Genomic DNA, 25183 nt, shown 5'->3' on the forward strand with positions numbered 1-25183 from the left:
CGAGACCGCCGTGCGCGGCCAGCGTCCGCCGGAGCGCCGGGCCTGGGAGGCGGCGGCCGTCGAATCCGTCGCCGGCAACAATGTCCGCATCCGCACCGCGCGCGACAATCGCGCCGGCTCGCTGATCGCCGCCGACGCGGCCTGGGCCAACGCCAACCGCCCGCTGCGGCGCGGCGACCTGATCTTCGTCGAGGCGCGGGGCGGCCAGTACCTTCTGAAACAGGTGCCCAACGTCAACGGCGCCCTGGTGGCGATCGAGCCCCAGTCCGGACGGGTGCTGGCCATGGTCGGCGGCTATTCCTACGCCCTGTCCAGCTTCAACCGGGCGACCCAGGCGAACCGTCAGCCCGGCTCGGCCTTCAAGCCCTTCGTCTATGCGGCGGCGCTGGAGGGAGACTATACGCCCGCCTCGATCGTGCTGGACGCGCCGATCAGCTTCGCCGGCGGACGCAATGGCGAACGCTGGAGCCCCGAGAACTACAGCCGCGAATACTATGGGCCGCAGAGCCTGCGCCGGGGGCTGGAGCTGTCGCGCAACGTCATGACCGTGCGGCTGGCGCAGGATGTCGGCATGCGCAATGTCGTGGACCTGTCGCGGCGGATGGGCGTGGCCGACAATCTGCAGCCGAACCTGTCGGTGTCGCTCGGGGCGGGGGAGACCACGCCCTATCGCCTGACGGCCGCCTACGCCGCCTTCGTCAACGGCGGGCGTCGGGTCGATCCCTATCTGATCGAAATGGTGCAGGACCGCGACGGCGAGACCATCTACCGCGCCGACCGCCGCCGCTGCCGCGACTGCGGCCGCCCCTTCACCGGCCAGGAATCGCCGCGGCTCGAGGGGCGCGGGACGCAGGTGATCGATCCGATCACCGCCTACCAGATCAGCTCGATGCTGGAAGGCGTGGTCCAGCGCGGCACGGGCGCCAGCGCCCGGGGCCTCGGCCGCTGGGTCGGCGGCAAGACCGGCACGACCAATGAATACCGCTCGGCCTGGTTCGTCGGCTTCTCGTCGGACATCGTGGTCGGGGTCTTCATCGGCTTTGACGACAACCGGCCGCTGGGCTCGGGCGAGACGGGGGCGACCGGCCCGGTGCCGGTGTTCACCGAGTTCATGCAGGTCGCCCTGCGCGAGCGCCCGGCGCGGCCGTTCGTGCGGCCCCGCAATGCGATCTTCCGCACCGTCAACGGCATCGAGGAGGCTTTCCGCCCCGGCACCGAGCGCCGCCGCGAGGAGGAGCGTCCGGCGCAGGAAATCCCGACCGGCCCGCAGAACTACAATGAGGTGATCCGCCGCGAGGAGGAGGAGGCCACGGGCCAGACGCCGTCCGCCGCCCCCGCTCCGCCCGCGACCCCGCCGCCGCCGAAGAAGGAGCCGGCGGAGGATTTGAGCGGACTGTACTGAGTGGCGAGTGAACCGGGGAAAACGTCGCACCGGCGATAGCGCCCCGCCAATCACTAGCCACTAGCCTCTCGCCGCTAACCCCTCTATGTCCGCGCCTCACTCTTGTATCGCCGGAGAATGCGATGAGACCGGATGTCGAGGCCATGAAGGCCGACATCGAGCAGAGCATCGCTCTGCTCAGGAGGCGTCTTTGACTGGGATGTCGCGCTTCGAAAACTTGATGAGCTGAACGCGCGGGTCGAGGACCCGACGCTGTGGAACGATCCCGAGGCGGCCCAGGCCGTGTCGCGCGACCGCTCGCGGCTGGCCGCCCAGATCGATGCGGTCCGCGAGATGGAGACCGGTCTGGAGGAGGGCGTGATGCTCGCCGACATGGCCGACGAGGAAGGCGACGAGGCGACGCTGGAGGAGGCGCGCGCCTCGCTGAAGGCGATCAAGGACCGCGCCGGCCGCGCCGAGCTGGAAGCCCTGCTGTCCGGCGAGGCCGACGGCAATGACGCCTATCTGGAAGTGAACTCCGGCGCCGGGGGCACCGAGTCCTGCGACTGGGCCGGGATGCTGCTGCGGATGTATTCGCGCTGGGCCCGGGCGCACGGCTATGAGGTCGAGCTGGAGGCCGAGGAATCGGGCGACCAGGCCGGCATCAAGTCGGCCACCATCCTGATCAGCGGACCGAACGCCTATGGCTGGCTGAAGTCGGAATCCGGCGTGCACCGGCTGGTGCGCATCAGCCCCTATGACGCGGCGGCCAAGCGGCACACCTCCTTCGCCTCGATCGGGGTCTCGCCGGTGGTGGACGACGCCATCGAGATCGACATCAATCCGTCGGACGTGCGCACCGACACCTACCGCGCCTCCGGCTCGGGCGGTCAGCACATCAACAAGACCGACTCGGCGGTGCGTCTGACGCACATCCCGACCAACACCGTGGTGGCCTGCCAGGCGGGCCGGTCGCAACACCAGAACCGCGAACAGGCGTGGAAGATGCTGCGGGCGCGGCTGTACGAGCTTGAACTGCAACGGCGCGAGGCGGCGGCCCAGGCCGTGGCCGACGCCAAGACCGACATCGGCTGGGGCCACCAGATCCGGTCCTACGTCCTGCAGCCCTACCAGATGGTCAAGGACCTGCGGACCAACGTCGAGACGTCGGATACGCAGGGCGTACTGGACGGCGATCTGGACCTGTTCATGGGCGCGGCGTTGGCGGCGCGGGTCGGCGAGACGCGGGGATCGACCGTCGAATAGGGAACAGGATGTCGGCGATCTGGCCGGTTCGCCAGGTGCGAGTATCCTGAGCCGCCCTATCCTTCCTCGTCGGCCCCGCCCGCAACCACATTGACCTCCCGGCCTCGTTGAGTCAGCGTCACAACCGGGACGGGGATGTGCGCAATGACGGACGTGATGAGGGCGCGACGATCACGTCAGCGCGCAACTGCGGCGGCGACTTGCGACCCCGTAGAGCTGTCCAGCGAACAATTCCCGGCTGTACGGCCACCCGAAACCCTCGAGGCGCTGGAGCTTGCTCTCAGCGCCGCCCGCCGGGAGGCGGCGCTGGAGGCCCCCGCGCGCGACGTTCTCACCCGCAACGCCCGGCTGCTTGAGGAGCAGATCGGGTTGGCCCGCAATGAACGGTTTCGCGCGCGCATCAAGGCGGTCCGCGACCTGTCCATCTCCGCCACCGTCATCCTGCTGCTGGCGGCGGTCGGTGCGATAGTCTGGAGCGCGCGGCAGGCGAACGAGGTGGTGCTGCAGGCCTTTGTGGTTCCGCCCGACATGGCCGCGGAAGGACTGACCGGCGAAGCGGTCGCGGGGGGAGCTGCTGGACCGGATGGAGATCATCCAGGCGAAGGCAGAGGTTGGCACGGTCTTCTCCCAGGCCGAGGCTCGCGGCGAGGGCGAGACGGTTCGTGTCGAGATTCCGCAGACGGGCGTCTCCCTGGGTGAGGTCGAGCGCTACCTGCGCCAGCGCCTGGGACGCCAGACCATCGTCTCCGGCGCGCTGCGTCGGCAGGGAGATCGCCTGCTGTTGACCGTCCGGGCCAGCGGATCGCCGGGGCGCACGCTTGAGGGGACAGAGGCGGAAATGCCCGCCTTGCTCCAGAGCGCCGCCGAGGCCGTACTGCAGGACACCCAGCCGCTCCGCATGGCGAGCTACCTGACCAGCGAGGAGCGTATGGAGGAGGCCGAAGCCCTGGTGCGCCCCCTGCTTGGCAGAGGCACGGACAAGGAGCGGGCCCAGGCCTACCTGGCGATGAGCGTTCTTCTCCTGAACAGTGAGCGGGCCAGAGAAGCCCTGAGCGCGGCCCGCCGGGCGGTCCAGTTGAACCCATCCGACGGGGCATCGCTGGCTTTCGTGGGCGCATCGGAGTGGATACTGGGGCAGCATGAGGCGGCGCTGGCCTCCATAGCATCGGCGCGAGCCGCCTTCCGTCGGCCCGGCGGCGGCGATGGTCTCAGCCAGATAGCGCGTGCGACCGGCGAACCCGCCATGCTGAGCTACGCGCGACTATTGACCCGAGACCACGCCGCCTCGGTGGAAGCCAGTGAAGAGGCCGCAGCAATCTCCGCCCGAGGCGGCGATGATTCGGGAATGCAGTCCTATCTTTGGGCGGCCGCACAGCAATCAGCTTTGGGTCGCGACCTGCCGTCGGCCCGGCGGCTGGCGGCCGATCTCCCCCGCACAGACGCAACGTTGTTGGTCCGCAATTTTCTGGAAATGGAAACGGCTGCCGCACTGGAAGACTGGCCCCGCGCACTCCGCGCCTCCTTGGCGATACCGAACAACGGGAGTCCTGATGCTGCGGCAATGGACGCCCGTTACCTCGTGCGCAACGGCCGCGTGCCCGAGGCAGCAGAACTGGCCGCCGCCATGCCCAACGACTGCTACCCCTGCCTTATCGTTCGCGGCGAACTCGCAGCCCGGTCGGGCGATCCCGCCGCCGCCGACCGCTGGTTCGCCGAGGCGGTGCGCCAGGGGCCGTCCTTGCCCTCCGCCCACTCCGCCTGGGGCGAGGTCAGGCTGGCGCGCGGCGATCTGCCGGGCGCGATCCGGATGTTCCGCGAAGCGCAGTCTCGCGGCCCTCGCTGGGCAGACCCGCTGAAGTTCGAGGGCGACGCCCTGGCCCGCCAAGGGGATCACCGCGCCGCGCTGCGCCGATACGAAGCCGCCATTGATCGCGCGCCGCGCTGGGGCGCCGCCCATCTGGCCGCCGGCCGCTCGCTCGCCGCCCTGCGACGGCCCAGGGAGGCGACCGAAGCGTATCGCCGTGCACTGCGGCTAGATCTCAGCGCTGCGGATCGGGCGGAAGCATCGCGCCTCGCTTCGGTCCAATCCGCAAGACCATGACGGAGGACGGGCACGCTGAAGGTCCGCAATGGGTCGAAACCGGGTGTCGATCTCGGCCCCCCAAACGGCCCTTACGTCACCAAGGCTTGTGAACGCATGGCCATAAAAAAAAAGGCCCCGGATCGCTCCGGGGCCTTTTGTCTTTCAGACCGGATGGATCAGGCCGAAGGACCCTTCATGTCGATGATCTGCGGCGCGGGCTCGGGCGAGGCCGGACGCGGGGCCGGCGTCGGAGCCGGGGCTTCGCGGCGGCCTTGCAGGACTCGGCCCTGGAAATAGGCGCCGATGTCGATCGACATCTGTTCGGCGGTGATGTCGCCGTCGACATAGGCGGTGGCGATCAGCTTGACCTGTTTGCCCGAGATGCCGCCGACGATGCGGCCGCGAACCTCGACGTAGTCGGCCGAGACATTGCCCTCGACCGCGCCGGTCTCGCCGACGATCAGCCGGCCGACGCGGACGTCGCCCTTGATCGCGCCGTCGATCTGCAGGTCGCCGCCGCCCGTGATGCCGCCCTCGAACTGAAGGTCGGACGACAGGGTGGACAGGCCGCGCGGACTGGGGGCCGACGGGGACGCGGCGCGGGCCGGCGCCGCCGGACTGCCCGGCATGGGCAGATCGGGCAGGGGCGGGATCGACGAGCCGCTGTCAGCGCGAGGCTGGGGCGTCGGGGCGGGGGATTTAGTCTTGTTGAACAAGTTGGTCTCCGGCTCTCATGAAGCGGGCGGGGTTTTGGGGTCGGCCGTCCATCCACACTTCGTAATGCAGATGCACGCCGGTGGAGCGTCCTGTGGTTCCCATGGCGCCGACACGCTGACCGAGTTGGATCCGCTGGCCGGGCATGACAGCCGTGGCGTTCAGGTGGGCGTAGCGCGTCTTGAAACCGCGTCCATGATCTATCTCAACGGTGTTGCCATACCCTGAACGTACGCCGACGAAAGACACGATTCCGGGAGCGGGCGCGTAGATCGGCGTGTTCAGCGGGGCGGCGAAGTCCTGGCCCTGATGCAGGGCGGGGCGGCCGTTGAAGGGGTCGAAGCGGACGCCGAAGCCGGACGTCGTGCGCGACTGGGTCGGGCGGCGGAAGGGCATGCTCTCGGCTGCGTTGGCCAGGGAGCGCATGTCGGACAGATTGTCGGCGGCGTGGCGGATGCGCACCGCGAAGGCCTCATCGACATCCAGCACGGCGGCGAGGGCCCGGGGATCGCGCGCCTCGACCAGCGGTCCGCCCAGGGCCGCGTCGTGCGGGGTGTAGGCCGCCGGGTTCAGGCCGGCGAGGCGGAAGGCCAGCCGCAGCCGTTCGGCGCGGGTCTGGGCCTCGGTCTCGGCGCGGGCGATCAGACGTTCCTGATCCATGCGCACGGCGATCATGCGCTGGACGGGCGAGGACCGGTCGGGATTGAGGGCGGCCGCCGGGCGAAGCGCCTGTTCGGCGCCTTCGACGCCGCGGAACATGCCCATGACCTGGGTCAGGGCCGCGTGGCGGCGTTCGACCATCTGGGCCATTTCATCGAGCGAACCGGTCGTGGCGGTCATGCGCACCACGGCGCTGTCCAGCCGCGCCTGCAGATCGGCGTTCATGCGTTCCGAGGCGGCGCGGGCCCGGGCGACGGTTCGGTCCGTCTGGCTCTGCGCCACCATGTCGAAGACCAGACTGCCGGACGCCATGACGGTCCAGCCGCCCAGCAATACCGCGGCCACGGCGCCGAGCGCCTGTTTTCCGGGCGTCAGGGCCCAGGCCCGGACGGCGTCGCCGTCGCGCAGATACAGATATCGGGTCGGAAACCACTTTCCGATCAGAGACCGCCTGACAGTCGGCTCTTGTTCGGTCATCACGCAACGCCCCCAGAACGTACGACGAGGGGTTATGCGCCATGGCGCAGCTTGGGTACAAGTCTGTTCACGACTTGTTAACCACCTTGGGCGGTCTTCACGCGAAGAACGTCGGTATTCGTCGCTTTTATTCGCTTGGAAGGCGAGTCCGCGAATCTATGTAACGCCGGTTACATCTCCGGCGGGTCTGGAACGTTCCGTGGTCAGATTGATTGGGCGGCCGCCAAGACTTCCGCCGCGTGGTTCTTGACTGACACCTTGCGCCAGACGCGCCGGACGACGCCGTCGCCGTCGATCAGGAAGGTGGCCCGCTCGACGCCCATATACTCGCGGCCGTAAAGCTTTTTCTGGACCCAGACGCCGAAGGCTTCGGTGACGTTCTCCGGCTCGTCGGAGGCGAGGATGACCTTGAGATCGTATTTGGCCTTGAACCGGTCGAGCTTCTTCACCGGATCGCGGGACACGCCGATGACGGTCGCGCCGGCGGCGGCGAAGGCGTCGATGTGTTCGGAGAAGTCCCGCGCCTCATTGGTGCAGCCCGGCGTGTCGGCCTTGGGGTAGAAATACAGGACGACCGTCTGGCCTTTCAGACTGTCCAGGGAGACGCGGTCTCCGCCGGCCGCGGCCATGTCGAATGCAGGGGCTTTCGAGCCTTCGGTGATTTCCGGCATTCCCGTTCTCCGCTTATCCCGGCGAACGCCGGGACCCAGTTCTGTCCAGCCTGACGCCAGCGCCTCAGGACTATCGTCAGCGCAACCGTTCCGTCACCAGCGCTCACCCGAAGCACCGGGTCCCGGCGTTCGCCGGGATGAGCGGAAGGGTCAATGAGGGCGGACCAGGACGATCTGTCCGCGTTTGCCCAGCCGGACCCTGAACGCGCCCAGTTCCGGATCGACGTCTTCCAGCGAGAAGACCCGGGCCGGGTCGCGCACCAGTTCGTCATTGATCCAAACACCCTCGTTCTCGATCTTCTTGCGGGCCTGACCGATCGATGGAGACAGGCCGGACCATTTGAGCAGCGCCTCCGCGCGACGTTCGGTGAAGGGCCCGTCATTTCTCTCCTGCTCGTCGAGCGTGCCTGCCCAGGGCATGTCCTCCGTGTGCAGGCCATCCGTCGCGACCCCTTTTTCAAAGGCGCTTTCCGCGGTTTCGCGCGCTCTTTCGGCGGCGTACGCCCCGTGCAGCATGGTCGTCGCCGCGTCGGCGAGGGCCTTCTTGGCGTCGTTGATGGCCGCGCCGTCGAAGGCCTCCAGCCGGGCGATCTCGTCCAGCGGCAGGTCGGTGAACAGGCGCAGGAATTTGCCCACGTCGGCGTCGTCGACGTTGCGCCAGAACTGCCAGTAGTCATAGGGCGACAGCTGTTCGGCGTTGAGCCAGACCGCGCCCTGGGCCGTCTTGCCCATCTTGCCGCCCGAGGCCGTCGTCAGCAGGGGGGTGGTCAGGCCGAAGGCGGCCTTGTGGTCGACGCGACGCACCAGGTCGACGCCCGAGACGATGTTGCCCCACTGGTCCGAGCCGCCCATCTGCAGGGTGCAGTTCCAGGCCCGGTTGAGCTCGAGGAAGTCCACCGACTGCATCAGCATGTAGTTGAACTCGAGGAAGGTCATCGGCTGTTCGCGTTCCAGCCGCAGCTTGACCGAGTCGAAGGCCAGCATCCGGTTGATGGTGAAATGCGTGCCGTATTCGCGCAGGAATTCGACATAGCCGTAGGTCGACAGCCACTGGTCGTTATCGAGCATGACGGCGTCGGTCGGGCCGTCGCCGAAGGTGAGGAATTTCTCGAACACCGTCTTGATGGAGGCGATGTTCGACTGGATGGTTTCGTCGGTCAGCTGGGGCCGCGAGGCGTCCTTGCCGGTCGGGTCGCCGACCTTGGTCGTGCCGCCGCCCATCAGGACGATGGGCCTGTGGCCGGCCTGCTGCAGGCGGCGCAGCATCATGATCTGGATCAGGCTGCCGACGTGGAGCGACGGGGCGGTGGCGTCGAAGCCGATGTAGCCGGTGACGACCCCGGCGGCCGCCGCGGCGTCCAGCTCGGCCGGGTGGGTGATCTGATGGATATAGCCGCGGTCCTGCAGCGTCTGGAGGAACCTGGACTTGAAGGCGGGCTCGGCGGTCTCGGTCATCGGATCAGGCTTGGCTTGGGAGGGAAGGGGCGTGTAGCACGAGCCTATGGAAGCGCGAACCGCCGGGATGCCCGGACAGCGACTGTCTTTGCAGCGCCACGCCGACTCCGCCGGAGAGGCGGCGTCCCGCGTCGAGGCGACCGCGCGGCGTCCACAGCATGGCCGCCTCGCCCTGCGGTATGTGATCCATGCCCTTGCGGACGATCTCCGCCTGCCGCCGATCGCGGACTCGAGCCGGGTCGATGGCCTGTGGCGGCACACCTGCCTTGAAGCCTTTATCCGGACGCCGACGGGCGACGGCTATTTCGAGATCAACCTGTCCCCCTCGACCCGGTGGGCGGCCTATCGGTTCGACGGCTATCGTGAGGGCATGGCGAACCTCGAAATGTCAGCGCCCCTGATTGAAAGCCGCGCCTGGCCCGATCGTTACGAACTGGAGGCGCTGATCGATCTGGGCGGCCTGCCGGACCTGGCGCGATCCGACTGGCGACTCGGGCTGTCCGCTGTCATCGAGGACGCGGACGGCGACAAGGCGTGGTGGGCCCTGGCCCATCCGCCGGGCCAGCCGGACTTCCATCACGCCGCCGCCTTCGCCTTCGACCTGCCCGCCATGGAGCGCCCATGAAATTCGGCATCGACCGCCTGTTGTCCGAGCCTGAGCTGCGCGCGGCGTTGCAGGGCAGGCGCGTGGCCCTGCTGGGCCATCCGGCCTCGGTGACGGCGGACCTGACGCATTCGCTGGACGCGCTGATGGCGTGCGACGACCTGAACGTGACGGCGGCGTTCGGGCCGCAGCACGGGATGCGGGGCGACCTGCAGGACAATATGATGGAGTCGCCGGACTTCACCGATCCGCGGCACGGCATTCCGGTGTTCAGCCTGTACGGCGAAGTGCGGCGACCGAGCGGTCAGGCGATGGGGACGTTCGACGTCCTGCTGGTCGACATGCAGGACCTGGGCTGCCGCATCTACACCTTCGTGACGACCCTGCTCTACGTGCTGGAGGAGTCGGCGAAGCACGGCAAGGCGGTGTGGGTGCTGGACCGGCCCAATCCCGCGGGCCGGCCGGTCGAGGGCACGACCCTGCTGCCGGGCTGGGAGAGCTTCGTCGGGGCCGGGCCGATGCCGATGCGGCACGGCATGACCCTGGGCGAGATGGGCCGGTGGTTCATCGACCACTTCAAGCTGGACGTCGAATACCGCGTCATCGAGATGCAGGGCTGGGCGCCCGATCACGGGCCGGGCTTCGGCTGGCCGATCGGGGAGCGCAGCTGGATCAACCCCAGCCCGAACGCCGCGAACCTGAGCATGGCGCGCGCCTATGCCGGGACGGTGATGCTGGAGGGGACGACCCTCTCGGAGGGCCGCGGCACGACGCGGCCGCTGGAGCTTTTCGGCGCGCCGGACATCGACGCGCGGGCGGTGATTTCGGAGATGCAGGCGTTTGCGCCGCAGTGGGTGAAGGGCTGCGTCCTGCGCGACTGCTGGTTCGAGCCGACCTTCCACAAGCACGTGCACCAGCTGTGCAACGGGGTGCAGATCCACGTCGACGACCCGGCCTATGACCATGCGGCGTTCCGACCGTGGCGGCTGCAGGCGCTGGGCTTCAAGGCGATCCGGCGGCTGTATCCGGACTACGCCCTGTGGCGCGACTTCCCGTACGAATACGTCTTCGACAGACTGGCCATCGACGTGATCAACGGCGGGCCGGGGCTGCGCGATTGGGTCGACGACGCGGGGGCGACGCCGGCCGATCTGGAGACGCTGGCCGGGCCGGATGAGGCGGCCTGGGTTGAGCTGCGGCGGCCGTATTTGCTGTATTGACGGTACACAATATCCGCTCATCCCGGCTTTCGCCGGGATGAGCGGAATTGAGTTAATCCTTACGCCGGCTTTTCCGCCAGCCGCTTGTCCAGATAGGCGCCGACGCGGGCTTCGACGGCGCCGATGTGGTCCTGCCAGAAATGGCTCGCGCCCTCTTCCAGCTCATAGTCGATGATGATGCCCTTCTGGGTGCGCAGCTTGTTGACCACGCGCTCGACCTCGACGGGCGGGACGACGGTGTCGTTGGCGCCGTGCAGGAACAGGCCCGAGGCGGGGCAGGGAGCCAGGAAGCTGAAGTCGTACATGTTCGAAGGCGGCGAAACCGAGATGAAGCCGTCCGTCTCGGGGCGGCGCATCAGCAGCTGCATGCCGATATAGGCGCCGAACTGATAGCCGGCGACCCAGGTCTGGGAGGCGCCCGGGTTGTTGGACTGGAGCCAGTCGAGGGCTGTGGCCGCGTCGGCCAGTTCGCCGATGCCGCTGTCGAACTCGCCCTGCGACTTGCCGACGCCGCGGCTGTTGTAGCGCAGCGTCGCGAAGCCGCGCTTCTGGAACAGCTGGTACAGGGTCACCGTGACCGGGTTGTTCATATGCCCGGCCGCCTTGGGGTGCGGATGCAGGATCAGGGCGATCGGCGCGTTCGGGCGCTTGCCCGGAGAGTAACGGCCTTCGATACGGCCAGAGGCGCCGGGCAGGATGACTTCAGGCATATGCGGCGAATTCCGTGTTCAACTGTCGTTTCGCACCTGCGTAATACTTGACCGCAGCGGTAGGACTTTCTAAGTCCCGCGTGCGCGCCGACGCCTTTGCGAAGGCGCGGGTTCTAGCACAGGACCCTCGAAAAGCGCGCGATTTTTGAAGGTGCGCGATGCGTCTGTCGACCAAGGGACGATACGCCGTGATGGCGATGGCCGATCTGGCCCGCAACGGGCAGGGCGAGGACGGGGTCCGCGCTGTCTCCCTGGCGGAGATCGCGACGCGCCAGGAGATTTCGCTGAGTTATCTGGAACAGCTGTTCGCCCGGCTGCGGAAGGGCGGACTGGTGCAGAGCGTGCGCGGCCCCGGCGGCGGCTACCGGCTGGCCAAGGGGGCGCATGAGACGGTGGTGGCCGAGATCGTGCTGGCCGTCGACGAGCCCATCCGCGCCACCCGCTGCATCGGCCATTCGTCGCCCAAGGGCTGCATGATGGCAGGCGAGCGCTGCATCACCCACAATCTGTGGGAGGATCTCGGCGACGAGATCCACCGCTATCTGGCCGGGGTGTCGCTTGAGGATGTGGTGATGAACCGCACCGGCGCGCGGCGCCGGGCGACGGCGGCGGAAGCCGGGACCGATATCGGAGTGGCGGCGTGAGCGGCGTTTATCTTGACTACAATGCCTCGGGTCTGGTTCGGCCCGAGGTTCAGTCGGCGATGGCCGAGGCCCTGGCCGACGGCGGCAATCCCAATGCGGTCCACGCGGCCGGGCGGCGGGCGCGGGCGCGGGTCGAGACGGCGCTGGCGCGGGTGGCCGAACTGGTCGGGGCCGACCCGACGGCGGTGGTCTTCTCCAGCGGCGGTACGGAATCCAACGCCCAGGCCGTGGCCAGCGCCATCGCGGCCGGCTGCGAACGACTGATCGTCAGCGCCACCGAACATCCGTGCGTGGCCGAGGCGGCCAACGCCAGCGGCGTGCCGGTCGAGATCCTCCCGGTCGATGCGAACGGCGTGGTCGACCTGGCGTGGCTGGCGGTGACGCTGGGCCGGCCGGGCGGCCGGGCGCTGGTGGCCATCCATCATGCGAACAATGAGAGCGGCGTGATCCAGCCGATCGCCGAGGCGTCGCTGATGGTGCAGGCCGTCGGCGGCTGGCTGCACGTCGACGCGATCCAGACGGCGGGCAAGATCCCGGTCGATATGCGGGCGCTCGGCGCGGACACCCTGACCCTGTCGGCGCACAAGCTGGGCGGGCCGCAGGGCGTGGGCGCGCTGGTGTCCAAGGAGGGCACGCCCGTCATCCGCACCCTGCACGGGGCGGGTCAGGAGCGGGGGCTGCGCGCCGGTACGGAGAATGTGCCCGGCATCGCCGGCTTCGGCGTCGCGGCGGTCTGCGCCGCGCGCGACCTGTCTGAAGCCATGACCCATGCGGCCTGGCGCGACGCGGCCGAGGCGAGGGTCAAGGCGGCGGGCGCGACCATCATCGGCGGCGCGGTCGAGCGCCTGCCCAACACCCTGTTCATGGCCGTCGAGGGCTGGGACAGCCCGCAGCAGCTGATCACCCTCGACCTGCAGGGCGTCATGGTCTCGGCCGGCAGCGCCTGTTCCTCGGGCAAGACCCGGCCGTCCAAGGCGATCTCGGCCATGGGGCTGGACCACCTGGCCACCGGCGGGGTGCGGGTTTCGGGCGGCTGGGGCACGACCCGGGACGACTGGATGCGGTTCGCCGACGCCTGGGTCGAGGCCTGGGCCAAACAGCGCCAGCGTACCGCCGTGCGCGCGAAAGCCGAGGCCTGATGGCCGCCGTCCAGAAGACCATCGACGCCGTCGCCGCGCTGGAGAAGTACGAGCACGGCTTCACCTCGGACATCGACACGGAATACGCCCCGCGCGGGCTGAACGCCGACATCGTGCGGTTCATCTCCGAGAAGAAGGGCGAGCCGGAGTGGATGCTGGAATGGCGGCTGGCCGCCTATGAGCGCTGGCTGGCGATGGAGGAGCCGACCTGGGCTTCGGTGAAATACACGCCGGTCGACTACCAGAGCCTGTTCTATTACGCCGCGCCGAAGGAGAAGGCGGGGCTGAAGTCGCTGGACGAGGTGGATCCCGAAATCCTCGCCATCTACGCCAAGCTGGGCATCCCGCTGAAGGAGCAGGAGGTGCTGGCGGGCGTCGAGGGCGCGGCGCGCTACGCCGTGGACGCGGTGTTCGACAGCGTGTCGGTGGTCACCACCTTCAAGGCGGAACTGGCCAAGGTCGGCATCATTTTCATGCCGATTTCCGAGGCCTTGCGAGAACATCCCGAGCTCGTGCGCCAGTATCTGGGCTCGGTGGTGCCGGTCTCGGACAACTATTTCGCAGCCCTGAACAGCGCGGTCTTTTCGGACGGGTCGTTCGTCTACATCCCCCCGGGCGTGCGCTGTCCGATGGAGCTGTCGACCTATTTCCGCATCAATGCGAGTCAGACGGGCCAGTTTGAACGGACGCTGATCATCGCCGACAAGGGCAGCTACTGCTCCTATCTGGAGGGCTGTACCGCCCCGATGCGCGACGAGAACCAGCTGCATGCGGCGGTGGTCGAGCTGGTGGCGCTGGACGACGCCGAGATCAAATATTCGACGGTGCAGAACTGGTACCCCGGCGACGCCGAGGGCAAGGGCGGCATCTATAATTTCGTCACCAAGCGCGCCGACTGCCGCGGCGACCGGTCGAAGGTGTCGTGGACCCAGGTCGAGACCGGCTCGGCCGTGACGTGGAAATATCCGTCCTGCATCCTCAAGGGCGAGGAGAGCTCGGGCGAATTCTATTCGATCGCCATCACCAACGGACATCAGCAGGCCGACACCGGCACCAAGATGATCCATCTGGGCAAAAACTCGAGGTCGCGGATCATCGCCAAGGCGGTGTCGGCCGGGAAGTCGGACTCGACCTATCGCGGTCTGGTGTCTGTGCATCCCAAGGCGACGGGGGTCCGCAACTTCACCCAGTGCGACAGCCTGCTGATCGGCAAGGACTGCGGCTCGCACACCGTGCCCTATATCGAGGCGCGCAACGGCTCGGCCCAGCTGGAGCATGAGGCGACGACGACGCGCCTGTCCGACGACCAGCTGTTCTACGCCCAGCAGCGCGGCCTGTCGCAGGAGGAGGCCGTGGCCCTGCTGGTCAACGGCTTCGTCCGCGACGTGATGCAGAAACTGCCGATGGAGTTCGCCGTCGAGGCGCAGAAACTGGTGGCGATCTCGCTGGAAGGGAGCGTGGGGTGAGGGCGGCGGCACTCGCGCTTGGCGCGCTCATCACGGGCTGCACGACGGCGCCCGCGGAGGAACAGCCGCTGTCGGCGACCGAGCAGGCAGCCATGCTTGCGGCGATGCCGCGGGAAGATCGCGAGGCGTTCGAGCTTCTGATCTGGGCGCGTGACGCCGACTCCGGACCCATCGTGGCGAGGTTCAACGCCTGTATCGATCAGCGGACCGCCGGCGGCTCCGGCCGGGTGACGGCTTCCGATTTGGCTGGTGAAGCGCTCGACGCCTGTTTTCCCGTCGTCGAGCCTCTGATCCGGGGGGTCGCCATGCGCGTACCCGCCCTCGCGACGGGGGCGACCGGCGCCGATCTGAACAGCTGGGCGGACATACAGGCGAAGGAGCAGCGCGACGCGTTCCTGGCCGCCCTGACGACACGCATAGAGGCGTCCCGCGCCAGTGAGGCCGACAAGTGACGCGTCCCGATATCCATCAACCTTCGCCTGCCGCAGACAAAAAAATGCTCTCCATCTCCAACCTCCACGTCTCCGTCGGCGACAAGCCGATCCTCAAGGGCCTGACGCTCGACGTTCCGGCGGGCGAGGTGCACGCCATCATGGGGCCGAACGGGGCCGGCAAGTCGACGCTGGGCTACGCCGTGGCCGGACGGCCCGGCTATGAGGCGACGCAAGGCGGCGTCTCGTGGAAGGGCGAGGACCTGCTGGGTCTGGAGCCCGCCGAGCGGGCGGCGAAGGGCGTGTTCCTGTCGTTCCAGTATCCGATCGAGATTCCCGGCGTCCCGGCGCTGACCTTCGTGCGCACGGCGCTGAATGCCCAGAAGCGGGCGCGCGGCGAGGAGGAGGTCACGGCCCCCGCCTTCCTGAAGATGGTCAAGGCGGCGTCGACGGCGCTGAAGATGGATTTCGACATGCTCAAGCGGCCGCTCAACGTCGGCTTCTCGGGCGGCGAGAAGAAGCGGATGGAGATCCTGCAGATGGCCCTGCTGGAGCCGTCGCTGCTGATCCTCGACGAGACGGACTCGGGCCTCGACATCGACGCCCTGCGGATCGTGGCCGAGGGGGTCAACGCCCTGCGCTCGCCCGACCGCGCCATGCTGGTGATCACCCACTATCAGCGGCTGCTGGACTACATCAAACCGGACCGGGTGCATGTGCTGGCCGGCGGGCGGATCGTGGCCTCGGGCGGGCCGGAACTGGCGCTGCAGCTGGAAGCCGAGGGCTACGACAAATATGCGATGGAGGCGGCGTGAACGCCTTTCCGCTCATCGATCTGAAGGACGCCTCCAGCTTCCCCTCGCGCCGGGTCGAGGCGTGGAAATACTCCGACCTGCGCCGTCACCTGCGCGAGGCCCCCGCGCCTTCGCCGTCGGCGACGGTGCCGCTGGTCGGCGGCGGACCGTTCGAGGCCCTGGGCGGCGAGGCCATGGTGTTTGTCAACGGCCGGGCCGTGGGCGAGACCCAGATGATGGTCTCCGGAGACAAGATGGTGCGTCTGCGCCTGATCTCGCGGGCGCAGGGGACGGGTCATGCGCTGACGGCGCGGCTCTCGGTGCGGGCCGGGGCGAAGCTGCTGCTGCTGGAGAGCCATGAAGGGCACGGCTCGGCCTATGTCGCGCACAACCGGCTGGAGCTGGACGTGGCGCGGGGCGCCGAGGTGACCCGGATCGTGCTGACCGACGAGCCGGCGGATGCGATGTCGATCACCCAGGCGCAGGTGCGGGTCGAGGCGGGCGGGCTGTACCGCCAGACGATCCTGACGACCGGCGCGAAGCTGCAACGGCTCGAGACGCAGGTAACCCATCGGGCCAGAGGCGCGGATGTGCGGCTGGACGGGGTCTATGTGCTGTCGGGCGAGCGGCAGGCCGATCTGACCAGCGTGGTCGATCACGTGGCGGCGGACGGCGTCACCAGCCAGCTGACCAAGGGCGTGGTGCGCGACACGGCGCGCGGCGTTTTCCAGGGCAAGATCGTGGTCGAACGCGGGGCCGACGGGACGGATGCGCGGATGGGTCACCACGCCCTGATCCTGGGCGAACGGGCCGAGATCGACGCCAAGCCGGAGCTGGAGATCTATGCCGACGACGTGCAGTGCGCGCACGGCAATACGGTGGGGAATCTGGACGAGGCGGCGCTGTTCTACATGCAGCAGCGCGGGATCGCGGCGGACGAGGCGCGGGCGCTGCTGACCCAGGCCTTCCTGATCGAGGTCGTCGACCGGATCGTACATGAAGGCGCGAGAGAGGTGGTGCGGGAATGGCTGACGGCTCGCCTGTGACTCTCTTCGACCCCTACGCCGCCCGCGCGCAATTCCCGATCCTGTCGCGACAGGTGAACGGGAAGCCGCTGGTCTATCTGGACTCGGCCGCCTCCGCGCAGAAGCCGCGGGCGGTGATCGACGCCATGACGGCGGCGATGGAGGGCAGCTACGCCAACGTCCATCGCGGCCTGCACACCCTGGCCAATGAGACGACCGAGGCGTTCGAGGCGGCGCGCGACGGCGTGGCGCGGTTGCTGAACGCGGAGGCGTCGTCCAACATCGTCTGGACCAAGGGCGGGACCGAGGCGATCAATCTGGTCGCGTCCGGCCTCGGCCAGTCCATCCAGCCGGGCGACGAGATCATCGTCAGCCAGATGGAGCATCACTCCAACATCGTGCCCTGGCACATGCTGCGCGAGCGGCGCGGGGCGGTGCTGAGGTGGATCCCGGTGCTGGACGACGGCTCGCTCGACATGGCGGCCTATGCGGACCTGCTGGGGACGAGGACGAAGGTCGTCGCCGTGACCCACATGTCCAATGTGCTGGGCACGATCAATCCGGTGCGGGCCATCACGGAAATGGCCCACGCGGTCGGGGCGCAGGTGCTGATCGACGGCTGTCAGGGGGCGGTGCACGCGGCGCCGGACGTCCAGGCCATCGGCTGCGACTTCTACGCCTTCACCGGCCACAAGCTGTACGGCCCGACGGGCGTCGGCGCGCTCTATGGAACCGTCGAGGCGCTGGAGGCCCTGCCGCCGTACCAGGGCGGCGGCGAGATGATCGAGACGGTCACCGAGGACGCGGTCCGCTATGCGCAACCGCCGCACCGGTTCGAGGCGGGCACGCCGCCGATCCTGGAGGCCATCGGCCTGGGCGCGGCGATCGAATGGCTGTCGCGCTTCGACCACGACGCCGTCGCGGCGCATGAGCGCGCGGTCTATGACCACGCCCTCGCGCGGCTGGACGGGCTGAACTGGCTGCGGGTCATCGGCGCGGCGGAGGGGAAGGGAGCCATCCTGACCTTCACCGTCGAGGGCGCCCACGCCCATGACATCGCCCAGGTGATGGACCGCTATGGCGTCGCCGTGCGCGCGGGCCTGCACTGCGCCGAGCCGCTGGCGAAACGATTTGGCCTGACGTCGAGCGCCCGCGCCAGCTTCGCCCTATATAACACCCTCGAGGACGCCGACGCCTTCGCCGACGCCCTGATCAAGGCCCGTGAGTTTTTCGCATGAGCGATCCGACGACCGAAAAGACCGACAGCGCGGCCTTCGCCGAAGCCTGGGACGCGCCGCAGAAGAGCGCCCTGGCCCAGGCCGAGATCGACCGGATGACGGACGACATCATCGAGGCGCTGAAGTCGGTCTACGACCCGGAAATCCCGGTCGACATCTATGAACTGGGGCTGATCTACAAGGTCGACCTGTCCGACGATCGCGACGTGGTGGTCGAGATGACCCTGACCGCGCCGGGCTGCCCCGTGGCCGGCGAGATGCCGATCTGGGTCGAGGAGGCGGTCAAGAAGGTCGAGGGCGTCCGGTCGGCGCGCGCGGAACTGACCTTCGATCCCCCGTGGGACGCGTCGAAGATGAGCGACGAGGCCAAGCTGGCCCTGAACATGTTCTGATGGACCGTCCGATGACCGAACTTCAGACCACGCCCCGCCCGCGCCGTCCGCGTCCCAAGGCCGTCAGCCTGACGGACGCCGCTGCGGAGCGCGTGCGCGACATCATGGCGAAAGCCGACAAGCCCTATGTCGCCCTGCGCGTCGGGGTGAAGAACGGCGGCTGCGCGGGGCAGGAATACACCTTCGCCTATGCCGAGACGATCGAGCCGCTGGACGAGGTGGTCGAGGACAAGGGCGTCACGATCCTGATCGACCCCAAGGCCATCCTGTTCCTGATCGGCTCGGAGATCGACTACGAGACGACGAAGCTGGCGTCGAAATTCGTCTTCCGGAATCCGAACCAGACGGACGCCTGCGGCTGCGGCGAGAGCGTCACCATCATTCCCGCGAAGGCGCTGGAAGCCGACTGATGATCCGGCTGGAAGGGGTCACCAGGCGCTTCCGGAGCGCGGCGGGCGAGCGCGTGGCGCTGGACGCGGTCGATCTGACCGTCGAGGCGGGGCAGGTGTTCGGCGTGGTCGGGCGGTCGGGCGCGGGCAAGTCTACCCTGATCCGGACCATCAATCTGCTGGAACGGCCGGACGCGGGGACGGTCACCGTCGACGGGCGCGAGATGACGGCCCTCGCCCCGGCCGAGCTGCGCGCCGCGCGTCGGCGGATCGGAATGATCTTCCAGCATTTCAACCTGCTGAACGCTAAGACGGTGGCCGAGAACGTGGCCTTCCCGCTGCGGCTGGAGGGTCGGCCGGCGGCCGAGGTGGATCGGCGGGTCGCGGACCTGCTGGAACAGCTGGGCCTGTCGGAGCATGGGAAGAAACATCCGGCGCAGCTGTCGGGCGGACAGAAGCAGCGGGTCGGCATCGCCCGGGCCCTGGCCTGCGAGCCCGGCGTACTTCTCTGCGACGAGGCGACCAGCGCCCTCGATCCCGAGACGACCGATGAAATCCTGTCGCTGCTGGACCAGCTGAACCGCGACCTGAAGCTGACCATCGTCCTGATCACCCACCAGATGGAGGTGGTGCGCCGGGTCTGCGACCGGGTGGCGGTGCTGAAGGACGGGCGGGTGGTGGAGCAGGGGGCGACCGCCGACGTCTTCCTGCATCCGCGACACGCCGCCACCCGCGCCATGCTGGCCGAGGGCGAGGAGGGGTTCGAGACCGCCGACGTGCCGCCAGGCGGCCGGCTGGCCAAGCTGACGTTCCGGGGCGGCTCGACCTATGAGCCCGAGCTGAGCCGCGTCGCGCGCTCGGTGGGCGTGGACTATTCGATCCTGTCGGGGCGGATCAGCCGCATCCGGGGCGAGCCCTACGGGCAGCTGGTCGTGGCCTTCACCGGCGGCGACGCCGAGGCGGCGGTGGCGCAGCTGACGGCGCGCGGCGTCGCCGTCGAGGACGTGGGGGGGACGGTCTGATGGATGGCTTCTTCGCCAATGTCGACTGGCCAGAGATCGCGCGGGCGTCGCGGGACACCCTGCTGATGCTCGGCGGGTCGATGGCGTTGACCGTCGGATTCGGCATTCCGCTGGGGGTGCTGCTGTACCTGTCCGGCAAGGGGCGGCTGGCGGCCAATCCGGTCGTGAACGCGGTGCTGTCGCTGGTCGTCAACATCCTGAGATCGGTGCCCTTCATCATCCTGCTGATCGTCATGCTGCCGGTGACAGTGTTGCTGGTCGGCACGTCGCTCGGGGTTGCGGGAGCCATTCCGCCGCTGGTCGTGGGCGCGGCGCCCTTCTACGCGCGCCTGGTCGAGACGGCGCTGCGCGAGGTCGACAAGGGGGTGGTCGAGGCGACCCAGGCCATGGGCGGCTCGACCTTCCAGATCGTGACGCGCGCCCTGTTGCCGGAGGCCATGCCGGGCATCCTCGCCGGCGCGACCGTCACCGCCATCGCCCTAGTCAGCTATACCGCCATGGCCGGGGTGGTCGGCGCGGGCGGGCTGGGCGACCTGGCCATCCGCTTCGGCTACCAGCGGTTCCAGACCGATGTCATGGTCGTGACCGTCGTTCTGCTGCTCCTGCTGGTGCAGCTTCTCCAGATGCTCGGCGACCGGCTGGTCGCCGCCGTTTCCCATCGCTGATCGCATCCCCGAAAGGCCCGCCATGAACCGTCGCTCGCTCCTGACCCTCGCCGCCGCCGCGACGGCGCTCGCCGCCTGCGGGCAGGGTGCGGACAAGACCGCCGGAACCACAGGCCCGCTGATGGTCGGGGCGACCGCCGTGCCGCACGCCGAGATCCTGGAACACATCAAACCGCTGCTGGCGGCTGAAGGAATCCAGATCGAGATCAAGGTGTTCAATGACTATGTTCAGCCGAACACCCAGTTGGCCGAAGGCCGGCTGGATGTGAACTATTTCCAGACCAAGCCCTATCTGGACGAGTTCAACGCCTCGCGCGGTTCGGACCTGATCACGGTGGCCGGGGTGCATGTCGAGCCGCTGGGGGCCTATTCGCGCCGCTTCCGCTCGCTGGCCGCACTGCCGGACGGCGCCGAGGTGGCGGTGCCCAATGACGCATCGTCGATCGGGCGGTCGCTGATCCTGCTGCAGAAGGCGGGTCTGGTGCGGTTGCGGGACCCGGCCAATCCGCTTCAGACGCTGCGCGACATCGTCGAAAATCCGAAGAACCTGCGCTTCCGCGAACTGGAGTCCGCGACCCTGCCGCGTGTGCTGGACCAGGTCGACATGGCGGTGATCAACACCAACTACGCCCTGGACGCCGGCCTGAAGCCGCGCACCGACGCCCTGACGCTGGAAGGCGCCGACAGCCCCTATGTGAACTATCTGGTGGCGCGGCCGGACAATCGGACGGACCCGCGCATCGTCGCCCTGGCGGCCATGCTGCGCAGCCAGGCGGTCAAGGACTTCATCGCCGCGAAGTATGACGGCGCCGTCATCCCGGCGGCTTGAACCACTGGTTGATTCCCTATACCCTCGTCTAGCGATTTAGGGGTGTGGCATGCCGAAGCGGAGCCTGATGATTTCCCTCGCGCGCGCGAGTGTCGCAGTGTCGCTCGTCGCTCTGTTTCGTTCGTGGAACGGCGACAGTCCCGGCGATTGGTGGCCGCAGGCTTTGGGCCTGGCGACCGGCTTCATCCTGTTCGACCTGATCCGTCTCGGGTTGACGAGGCGTCGGGTGTCAACGCGCTGAGGTTCGCCCTGGCCACCTCGTCCGGGGCCAGAACCGTGACCGCGGGCGTGACAGGCTGACCGGTGGCCTCGGCGATCAGTTCCGCGGTCTTGCCCTCAACGACGGCCTCAAGCCGGGCGAGGAATTCGTCTTTGCCCAGCCCCGTCGGAATGGGATCGAGGAACTCCAGCGTCGCGGTCCCGGGGTTCTTGCGGAATTCTTCCTGCGGCCAGAACAGGCCCAGGTTGGTGGCCAGCGGCACGACCGGCATGTCGAAGTCGCGGTACATGTGCCAGACGCCGGACCGGTAGCGGAATTTCTCGCCCACCTTGGCCAGATTGCCCTCGGGATAGATCAGGATCTTGCGGCCCGCGGCATGGGCGTCGGCCGAGCGATCCTTCAACGCCTCGCGGGCTTCGCGGCCGCCGCAGTTGTTGACGACGATGGCGCCCAGCTTGCGCAGCACCGTGCCGAGGAGCGGAAACTTCTCCAGATGGTCGCCGGTGACGAAGGCGAGGTCGTCGAACTGGTCGTAGGTCGCGAAGCCGTCGCCCCAGCTCTGGTGCTTCGAGGCGATGATGAAGGCGCCGGTCGGCAGGCGTTCGCGGCCGCGCACCTGCAGGTGGATGCCGGCCAGCAGGCGCATAGCCTGCACCATCCGTTTCACATAGCGGCGGATGATCCAGCTGGTCGCGCCCCGCCCGGGCGTGAGGGCCGCGAAGGCCGCGGCCGAGGCATAGGCGATCGACAGGGTCCAGTAGGCGAGGTTGAAGGCGAAGCTGCGCATCGGTCCACTATGACGCGAAACGACCGGGGCGGAAGGCGTCAGGCGGCCTCGTCAAGACACTCGGCGCTGGTGATGCGGTTGCGACCGGCGTGTTTGGAGGCATAGAGGGCCGCATCGGCGCGATCCAGCAGCGCGGAGGCGGTCTCGCCCGGCCGGCGCTGCGCGAAGCCGGCGGACAGGGTCACCGCCCCCAGTTCGTCATCCGTCGAGCGGCGACGCAGCGAGCGGGATGCGATCTCCTTGCGGATGGACTCCAGCGCCGCCTCGACCTGGACCACGTTTTCCTTGGGGAAGATCATGGCGAACTCTTCGCCGCCGTAACGGGCGGCGATCCGGGGCGCCTTGGCCACGCGTCCCATGACGCTGGCCACATAGCGCAGCACCTGGTCGCCGGTCTGGTGCCCCCAGGTGTCATTGAACCGTTTGAAGTGGTCGATATCGAGCACGGCAAGCGTCAGGGCGCCGCCCCCGGTCTCGGCCTGGGCGCAGGCGGCGTCCAGATGTTCGTCGAACGCCTTGCGATTGGCCAGGTTGGTGAGCGCGTCGGTCATGGCGTCGCGTCGCACCTGCTCGAGGTGCTCGCGCAGACGGGCGACTTCGCGGGTCGAGGCGTCCAGCCGCTTCTCCAGAGTCTCGTTCTCGCGCTGGACCTTGCGGGTGGCCGAGGTCAGGCCGGAGACGATGGCCCGGAGGCCGGCGCCGTCGCCGGCGGTCTCGATGCTGGTCGCGGCCTTGTCCAGGGTCTGGCCGTAGGCGGCCTGGGACTGGTGGGCCTTCGAGATGGCTTCCGACACGCTGGACAGTTCCCGGTCCAGCACGCGGCCGGCGTCGCGAATCTCTTCGGTCAGGCGCCCGCGGGGCAGGTATTCGGCGGCCAGCATGTCGGCCGTCGCTTCGGTGAACGGCTCGGACGCCGCCAGAATGCGCGTGATTTCGCGGCCGAGCGGCCCTTCCGGGTCGCCGAGGTAATGGACCCAGATCTCGAAATTCAGCGGCGTCGGCCAGACGCCCGCGGCTTCCATCGCCTCGATGACCCGGCGCGCCAGACCGTAGGCTTCAGGTCCCCGAAGAGTGGTTTCGAGTTCAGCCGCCATACAAATTCCCCGCCGGGCCGCACCGAGCGACCGATCTCGCCGGTAACGCTATGCGCGGTTCCGTAACGACGGGTTAAATCCGGTTCGCTGATCGCCGAATTGGGAGTTATTTCAACTCTTGAGGGAGACGGGTCGGCGCAGGAAGGCGGGAATATCGCCTTCGCCGAACGGACGGCCGTTCGAACGCTGCGGCTCGGGGCTCGCATTGTCGCCCCGACGGTCCGACTGTCGCAGGTGGGTTTCCTGCACGGGACGGTCCTGGGACGCGGGGTTCGCAGTGGCGACCGGCGCCGCAGCCGGGGCGTCCGCGATCTCGACGGCCTCTGTGGCGGCGGACCTGGCGCCGCGACGGCTGCGGGTCCGACGCGGTTTGGGCGCGTCCGTCGTCGGGATATCGCTCGCGGGCGCCTCGACAGCGGCTTCCGTCTTCGCCGGCTCGGCGGTCGGGACGGGAGCGACGACCTCTGAAGGCTCAACGGCCGCGTCCTGCGGCGTTTCGCGGGGACCGCGACCACGGCCACGGGCGGGCGCGCGTTCGGGACGATCCGGATCACGGCGCGGCTGGGTCTTGCCGGGTGAGAAGTCGACGCCGTCGAGGGTCAGCTCGATGGGGTCCATCTTGATCAGCTTCAGAACCTTGTCGAGCGACCGGTCGTCCGCCGGCGTGACGATCATGAAGGTCTGGCCCAGCTTGCCCGCGCGACCCGTGCGGCCGATGCGGTGGACGTAGTCGTCGGCGTGGTGGGAGACGTCGTAGTTGAAGACGTGGCTGACGTCGGGGATGTCGAGGCCGCGCGCGGCGACGTCGGAGGCGACGAGCAGCTTCAGCTCGCCCGAGCGGAAGGCGGCCAGGGTCTTCATGCGCAGCGACTGGTCAAGGTCGCCATGGATCGGCGCGGCGTCGAAACCGTGCTGCTTCAGCGACTTGGCGACGACGTCGACTTCGGATTTGCGATTGCAGAAGACGATGCCGTTGCGCACGTCGGCGCGGCCGATCAGGGCGCGCAGGGCGGCGCGCTTGGCCTTGGGGTCGCTGGAGGGGATGCGGACCAGATACTGGGTGATGGTCTCGGCCGTCATGGCGGGGCGCGAGGCCTCCAGCCGCGTCGGGTCCTTGAGGAACTGGGTCGTCAGCCGGGTGATCTCGGGCGGCATGGTGGCCGAGAAGAACAGGGTCTGGCGGCGCGGCGGCGTCAGTTTGAAGATGCGCTCGATGTCGGGGATGAAGCCCATGTCCAGCATGCGGTCGGCTTCGTCGATGACCATGATCTCGACGCCGTTGAGCATGACCTTGCCGCGCTCGAACAGGTCCAGAAGGCGGCCCGGCGTGGCGATCAGGACGTCGACGCCCTTGTTCAGCAGGGTCACCTGGTCGCCCATGGAGACGCCGCCGATCAGCAGGGCCCAGCTCAGCTTGGTGCCCTTGGCGTATTTCTCGAACGAGGAGGCGACCTGGTCGGCCAGTTCGCGGGTCGGGGCCAGGACGAGGGCGCGCGGCATGCGGGCCTTGGCCCGGCCCGACGACAGCCGGTCGATCATCGGCAGGGTGAAGGCGGCGGTCTTGCCGGTGCCGGTCTGGGCGATCCCCAGCACGTCGCGGCCGGCGAGGGCCACCGGGATGGCCGAGGCCTGGATCGGGGTGGCCGTGGTGTAGCCGGTGTCGGCGACGGCCTTGAGAGTCGTGGCCGAGAGGCCCAGCTGGGAGAATTCGGTCATGGGTCCTTGGGACTGGTAAGGACGTCCCGCGCATCGGGCCGTCGTGCGATGTCGCGGAACCGCCCTGTCTCTGGGCGAGCGGGCGGCGCGG

Annotated in this window: 26 protein-coding genes; 17 read left to right on the top strand and 9 right to left on the bottom strand. The window is 68.5% G+C overall.

The features are described 5' to 3' along the window. Window positions 1-1402, top strand: a 1402-nt coding sequence (locus QQJ79_RS01680) for a penicillin-binding transpeptidase domain-containing protein (RefSeq protein WP_284220443.1), incomplete at its 5' end; no start/stop codon positions are given. Window positions 1403-1524: 122 nt separating this feature from the next. Further along, window positions 1525-2647 (top strand): peptide chain release factor 2 gene (prfB, locus tag QQJ79_RS01685; RefSeq protein ID WP_284220445.1). Its coding sequence is split into 2 segments (ribosomal slippage): window positions 1525-1593 and window positions 1595-2647, totalling 1122 coding nucleotides; the frame shifts between segments, so codons are not numbered across the junction. 171 nt (window positions 2648-2818) lie between these two features. Here the strand turns inward: prfB and QQJ79_RS01690 are convergent. Further along, window positions 2819-3265, bottom strand: a complete 447-nt coding sequence (locus QQJ79_RS01690; RefSeq protein ID WP_284220446.1) for a hypothetical protein — start codon at window positions 3263-3265, stop codon at window positions 2819-2821. On the opposite strand from QQJ79_RS01690, the gene QQJ79_RS01695 reads away from it, so the two are divergent. Continuing rightward, window positions 3231-4748, top strand: coding sequence for a tetratricopeptide repeat protein (locus QQJ79_RS01695; protein ID WP_284220449.1), 1518 nt, complete (start codon window positions 3231-3233; stop codon window positions 4746-4748). The two genes, QQJ79_RS01690 and QQJ79_RS01695, sit on opposite strands and share 35 nt — an antisense overlap. 158 nt (window positions 4749-4906) lie before the next feature. Here QQJ79_RS01695 and QQJ79_RS01700 read toward each other — a convergent pair whose 3' ends face one another. From QQJ79_RS01700 to tyrS, 4 genes are all read right to left on the bottom strand, one after another. Continuing rightward, complete coding sequence (locus QQJ79_RS01700; RefSeq protein ID WP_284220451.1) at window positions 4907-5446, bottom strand: bactofilin family protein; 540 nt, start codon at window positions 5444-5446, stop codon at window positions 4907-4909. Further along, window positions 5430-6581: a peptidoglycan DD-metalloendopeptidase family protein gene (locus tag QQJ79_RS01705; RefSeq protein ID WP_284220452.1), complete on the bottom strand. Its 1152-nt coding sequence runs from the start codon at window positions 6579-6581 to the stop codon at window positions 5430-5432. The genes QQJ79_RS01700 and QQJ79_RS01705 overlap by 17 nt, the downstream gene beginning before the upstream one ends. Window positions 6582-6784: 203 nt before the next feature. Beyond that, the gene (gene bcp, locus QQJ79_RS01710; protein ID WP_284220454.1) at window positions 6785-7252 is read right to left on the bottom strand and encodes a thioredoxin-dependent thiol peroxidase; all 468 of its coding nucleotides are present in this window, start codon (window positions 7250-7252) and stop codon (window positions 6785-6787) included. A gap of 150 nt (window positions 7253-7402) precedes the next feature. Beyond that, on the bottom strand, window positions 7403-8707 hold the full coding sequence (gene tyrS / locus QQJ79_RS01715) for a tyrosine--tRNA ligase (RefSeq protein ID WP_284220456.1): 1305 nt from the start codon (window positions 8705-8707) through the stop codon (window positions 7403-7405). 67 nt (window positions 8708-8774) lie between these two features. Here tyrS and QQJ79_RS01720 point away from each other — a divergent pair, with 67 nt between their 5' ends. Next, window positions 8775-9332: a DOMON-like domain-containing protein gene (locus tag QQJ79_RS01720; RefSeq protein WP_284220458.1), complete on the top strand. Its 558-nt coding sequence runs from the start codon at window positions 8775-8777 to the stop codon at window positions 9330-9332. Then, window positions 9329-10531 (top strand): exo-beta-N-acetylmuramidase NamZ family protein, encoded by a 1203-nt coding sequence (locus QQJ79_RS01725; RefSeq protein ID WP_284220459.1) that lies wholly within the window; start codon window positions 9329-9331, stop codon window positions 10529-10531. Before QQJ79_RS01720 ends, QQJ79_RS01725 begins: the two co-directional genes overlap by 4 nt. A 59-nt stretch (window positions 10532-10590) precedes the next feature. On the opposite strand, the gene QQJ79_RS01730 is transcribed toward QQJ79_RS01725, so the two are convergent. Further along, complete coding sequence (locus QQJ79_RS01730; RefSeq protein WP_284220461.1) at window positions 10591-11241, bottom strand: alpha/beta hydrolase; 651 nt, start codon at window positions 11239-11241, stop codon at window positions 10591-10593. A 158-nt stretch (window positions 11242-11399) separates the two neighbouring features. Between QQJ79_RS01730 and QQJ79_RS01735 the strand changes: the two genes are divergently transcribed. The 12 genes from QQJ79_RS01735 to QQJ79_RS01790 are packed head-to-tail and all read left to right on the top strand — an operon-like array spanning window position 11400 to window position 21275. Further along, window positions 11400-11885: an Rrf2 family transcriptional regulator gene (locus tag QQJ79_RS01735; protein WP_284220463.1), complete on the top strand. Its 486-nt coding sequence runs from the start codon at window positions 11400-11402 to the stop codon at window positions 11883-11885. Continuing rightward, window positions 11882-13024: a cysteine desulfurase family protein gene (locus QQJ79_RS01740; protein ID WP_284220464.1), complete on the top strand. Its 1143-nt coding sequence runs from the start codon at window positions 11882-11884 to the stop codon at window positions 13022-13024. Before QQJ79_RS01735 ends, QQJ79_RS01740 begins: the two co-directional genes overlap by 4 nt. Beyond that, window positions 13024-14490 (top strand): Fe-S cluster assembly protein SufB, encoded by a 1467-nt coding sequence (sufB, locus tag QQJ79_RS01745; protein WP_284220466.1) that lies wholly within the window; start codon window positions 13024-13026, stop codon window positions 14488-14490. Before QQJ79_RS01740 ends, sufB begins: the two co-directional genes overlap by 1 nt. Further along, the gene (locus QQJ79_RS01750) at window positions 14487-14942 is read left to right on the top strand and encodes a hypothetical protein (RefSeq protein ID WP_284220468.1); all 456 of its coding nucleotides are present in this window, start codon (window positions 14487-14489) and stop codon (window positions 14940-14942) included. Before sufB ends, QQJ79_RS01750 begins: the two co-directional genes overlap by 4 nt. A gap of 44 nt (window positions 14943-14986) precedes the next feature. Then, a complete protein-coding gene (gene sufC, locus QQJ79_RS01755) occupies window positions 14987-15736 on the top strand; it encodes a Fe-S cluster assembly ATPase SufC (RefSeq protein WP_284220470.1) in 750 nt (249 codons plus the stop codon). Next, window positions 15733-16761 (top strand): Fe-S cluster assembly protein SufD, encoded by a 1029-nt coding sequence (gene sufD / locus QQJ79_RS01760; protein WP_284220472.1) that lies wholly within the window; start codon window positions 15733-15735, stop codon window positions 16759-16761. Before sufC ends, sufD begins: the two co-directional genes overlap by 4 nt. Next, a complete protein-coding gene (locus tag QQJ79_RS01765; protein WP_284220474.1) occupies window positions 16740-17978 on the top strand; it encodes an aminotransferase class V-fold PLP-dependent enzyme in 1239 nt (412 codons plus the stop codon). The genes sufD and QQJ79_RS01765 overlap by 22 nt, the downstream gene beginning before the upstream one ends. Next, window positions 17975-18370 carry an SUF system Fe-S cluster assembly protein gene (locus QQJ79_RS01770; RefSeq protein ID WP_284220476.1) on the top strand — a complete coding sequence of 132 codons (396 nt, stop codon included), beginning with the start codon at window positions 17975-17977 and terminating at the stop codon, window positions 18368-18370. The genes QQJ79_RS01765 and QQJ79_RS01770 overlap by 4 nt, the downstream gene beginning before the upstream one ends. 11 nt (window positions 18371-18381) lie before the next feature. Continuing rightward, a complete protein-coding gene (locus tag QQJ79_RS01775) occupies window positions 18382-18780 on the top strand; it encodes a HesB/IscA family protein (RefSeq protein ID WP_284220478.1) in 399 nt (132 codons plus the stop codon). Continuing rightward, window positions 18780-19781, top strand: a complete 1002-nt coding sequence (locus tag QQJ79_RS01780) for a methionine ABC transporter ATP-binding protein (protein WP_284220483.1) — start codon at window positions 18780-18782, stop codon at window positions 19779-19781. The genes QQJ79_RS01775 and QQJ79_RS01780 overlap by 1 nt, the downstream gene beginning before the upstream one ends. After that, window positions 19781-20446: a methionine ABC transporter permease gene (locus QQJ79_RS01785; RefSeq protein ID WP_284220485.1), complete on the top strand. Its 666-nt coding sequence runs from the start codon at window positions 19781-19783 to the stop codon at window positions 20444-20446. The genes QQJ79_RS01780 and QQJ79_RS01785 overlap by 1 nt, the downstream gene beginning before the upstream one ends. Before the next feature lie 22 nt (window positions 20447-20468). Next, window positions 20469-21275 carry a MetQ/NlpA family ABC transporter substrate-binding protein gene (locus tag QQJ79_RS01790; protein WP_284220486.1) on the top strand — a complete coding sequence of 269 codons (807 nt, stop codon included), beginning with the start codon at window positions 20469-20471 and terminating at the stop codon, window positions 21273-21275. Window positions 21276-21457: 182 nt separating this feature from the next. Here the strand turns inward: QQJ79_RS01790 and QQJ79_RS01795 are convergent, their stop codons facing one another. The 3 genes from QQJ79_RS01795 to QQJ79_RS01805 all read right to left on the bottom strand — a co-directional run bounded on the left by QQJ79_RS01795 (window position 21458) and on the right by QQJ79_RS01805 (window position 25092). Beyond that, entirely contained in the window at window positions 21458-22282 is an 825-nt protein-coding gene (locus tag QQJ79_RS01795; RefSeq protein WP_284220487.1) for a lysophospholipid acyltransferase family protein, read from the bottom strand. A gap of 38 nt (window positions 22283-22320) precedes the next feature. Next, window positions 22321-23376 carry a GGDEF domain-containing protein gene (locus tag QQJ79_RS01800; RefSeq protein WP_284220489.1) on the bottom strand — a complete coding sequence of 352 codons (1056 nt, stop codon included), beginning with the start codon at window positions 23374-23376 and terminating at the stop codon, window positions 22321-22323. Between the two features lie 111 nt (window positions 23377-23487). Beyond that, window positions 23488-25092, bottom strand: a complete 1605-nt coding sequence (locus tag QQJ79_RS01805) for a DEAD/DEAH box helicase (RefSeq protein ID WP_284220491.1) — start codon at window positions 25090-25092, stop codon at window positions 23488-23490. Window positions 25093-25183: the final 91 nt, after the last annotated feature.

It is taken from the genome of Brevundimonas denitrificans (assembly GCF_030160755.1).
Taxonomy (GTDB): domain Bacteria; phylum Pseudomonadota; class Alphaproteobacteria; order Caulobacterales; family Caulobacteraceae; genus Brevundimonas; species Brevundimonas denitrificans.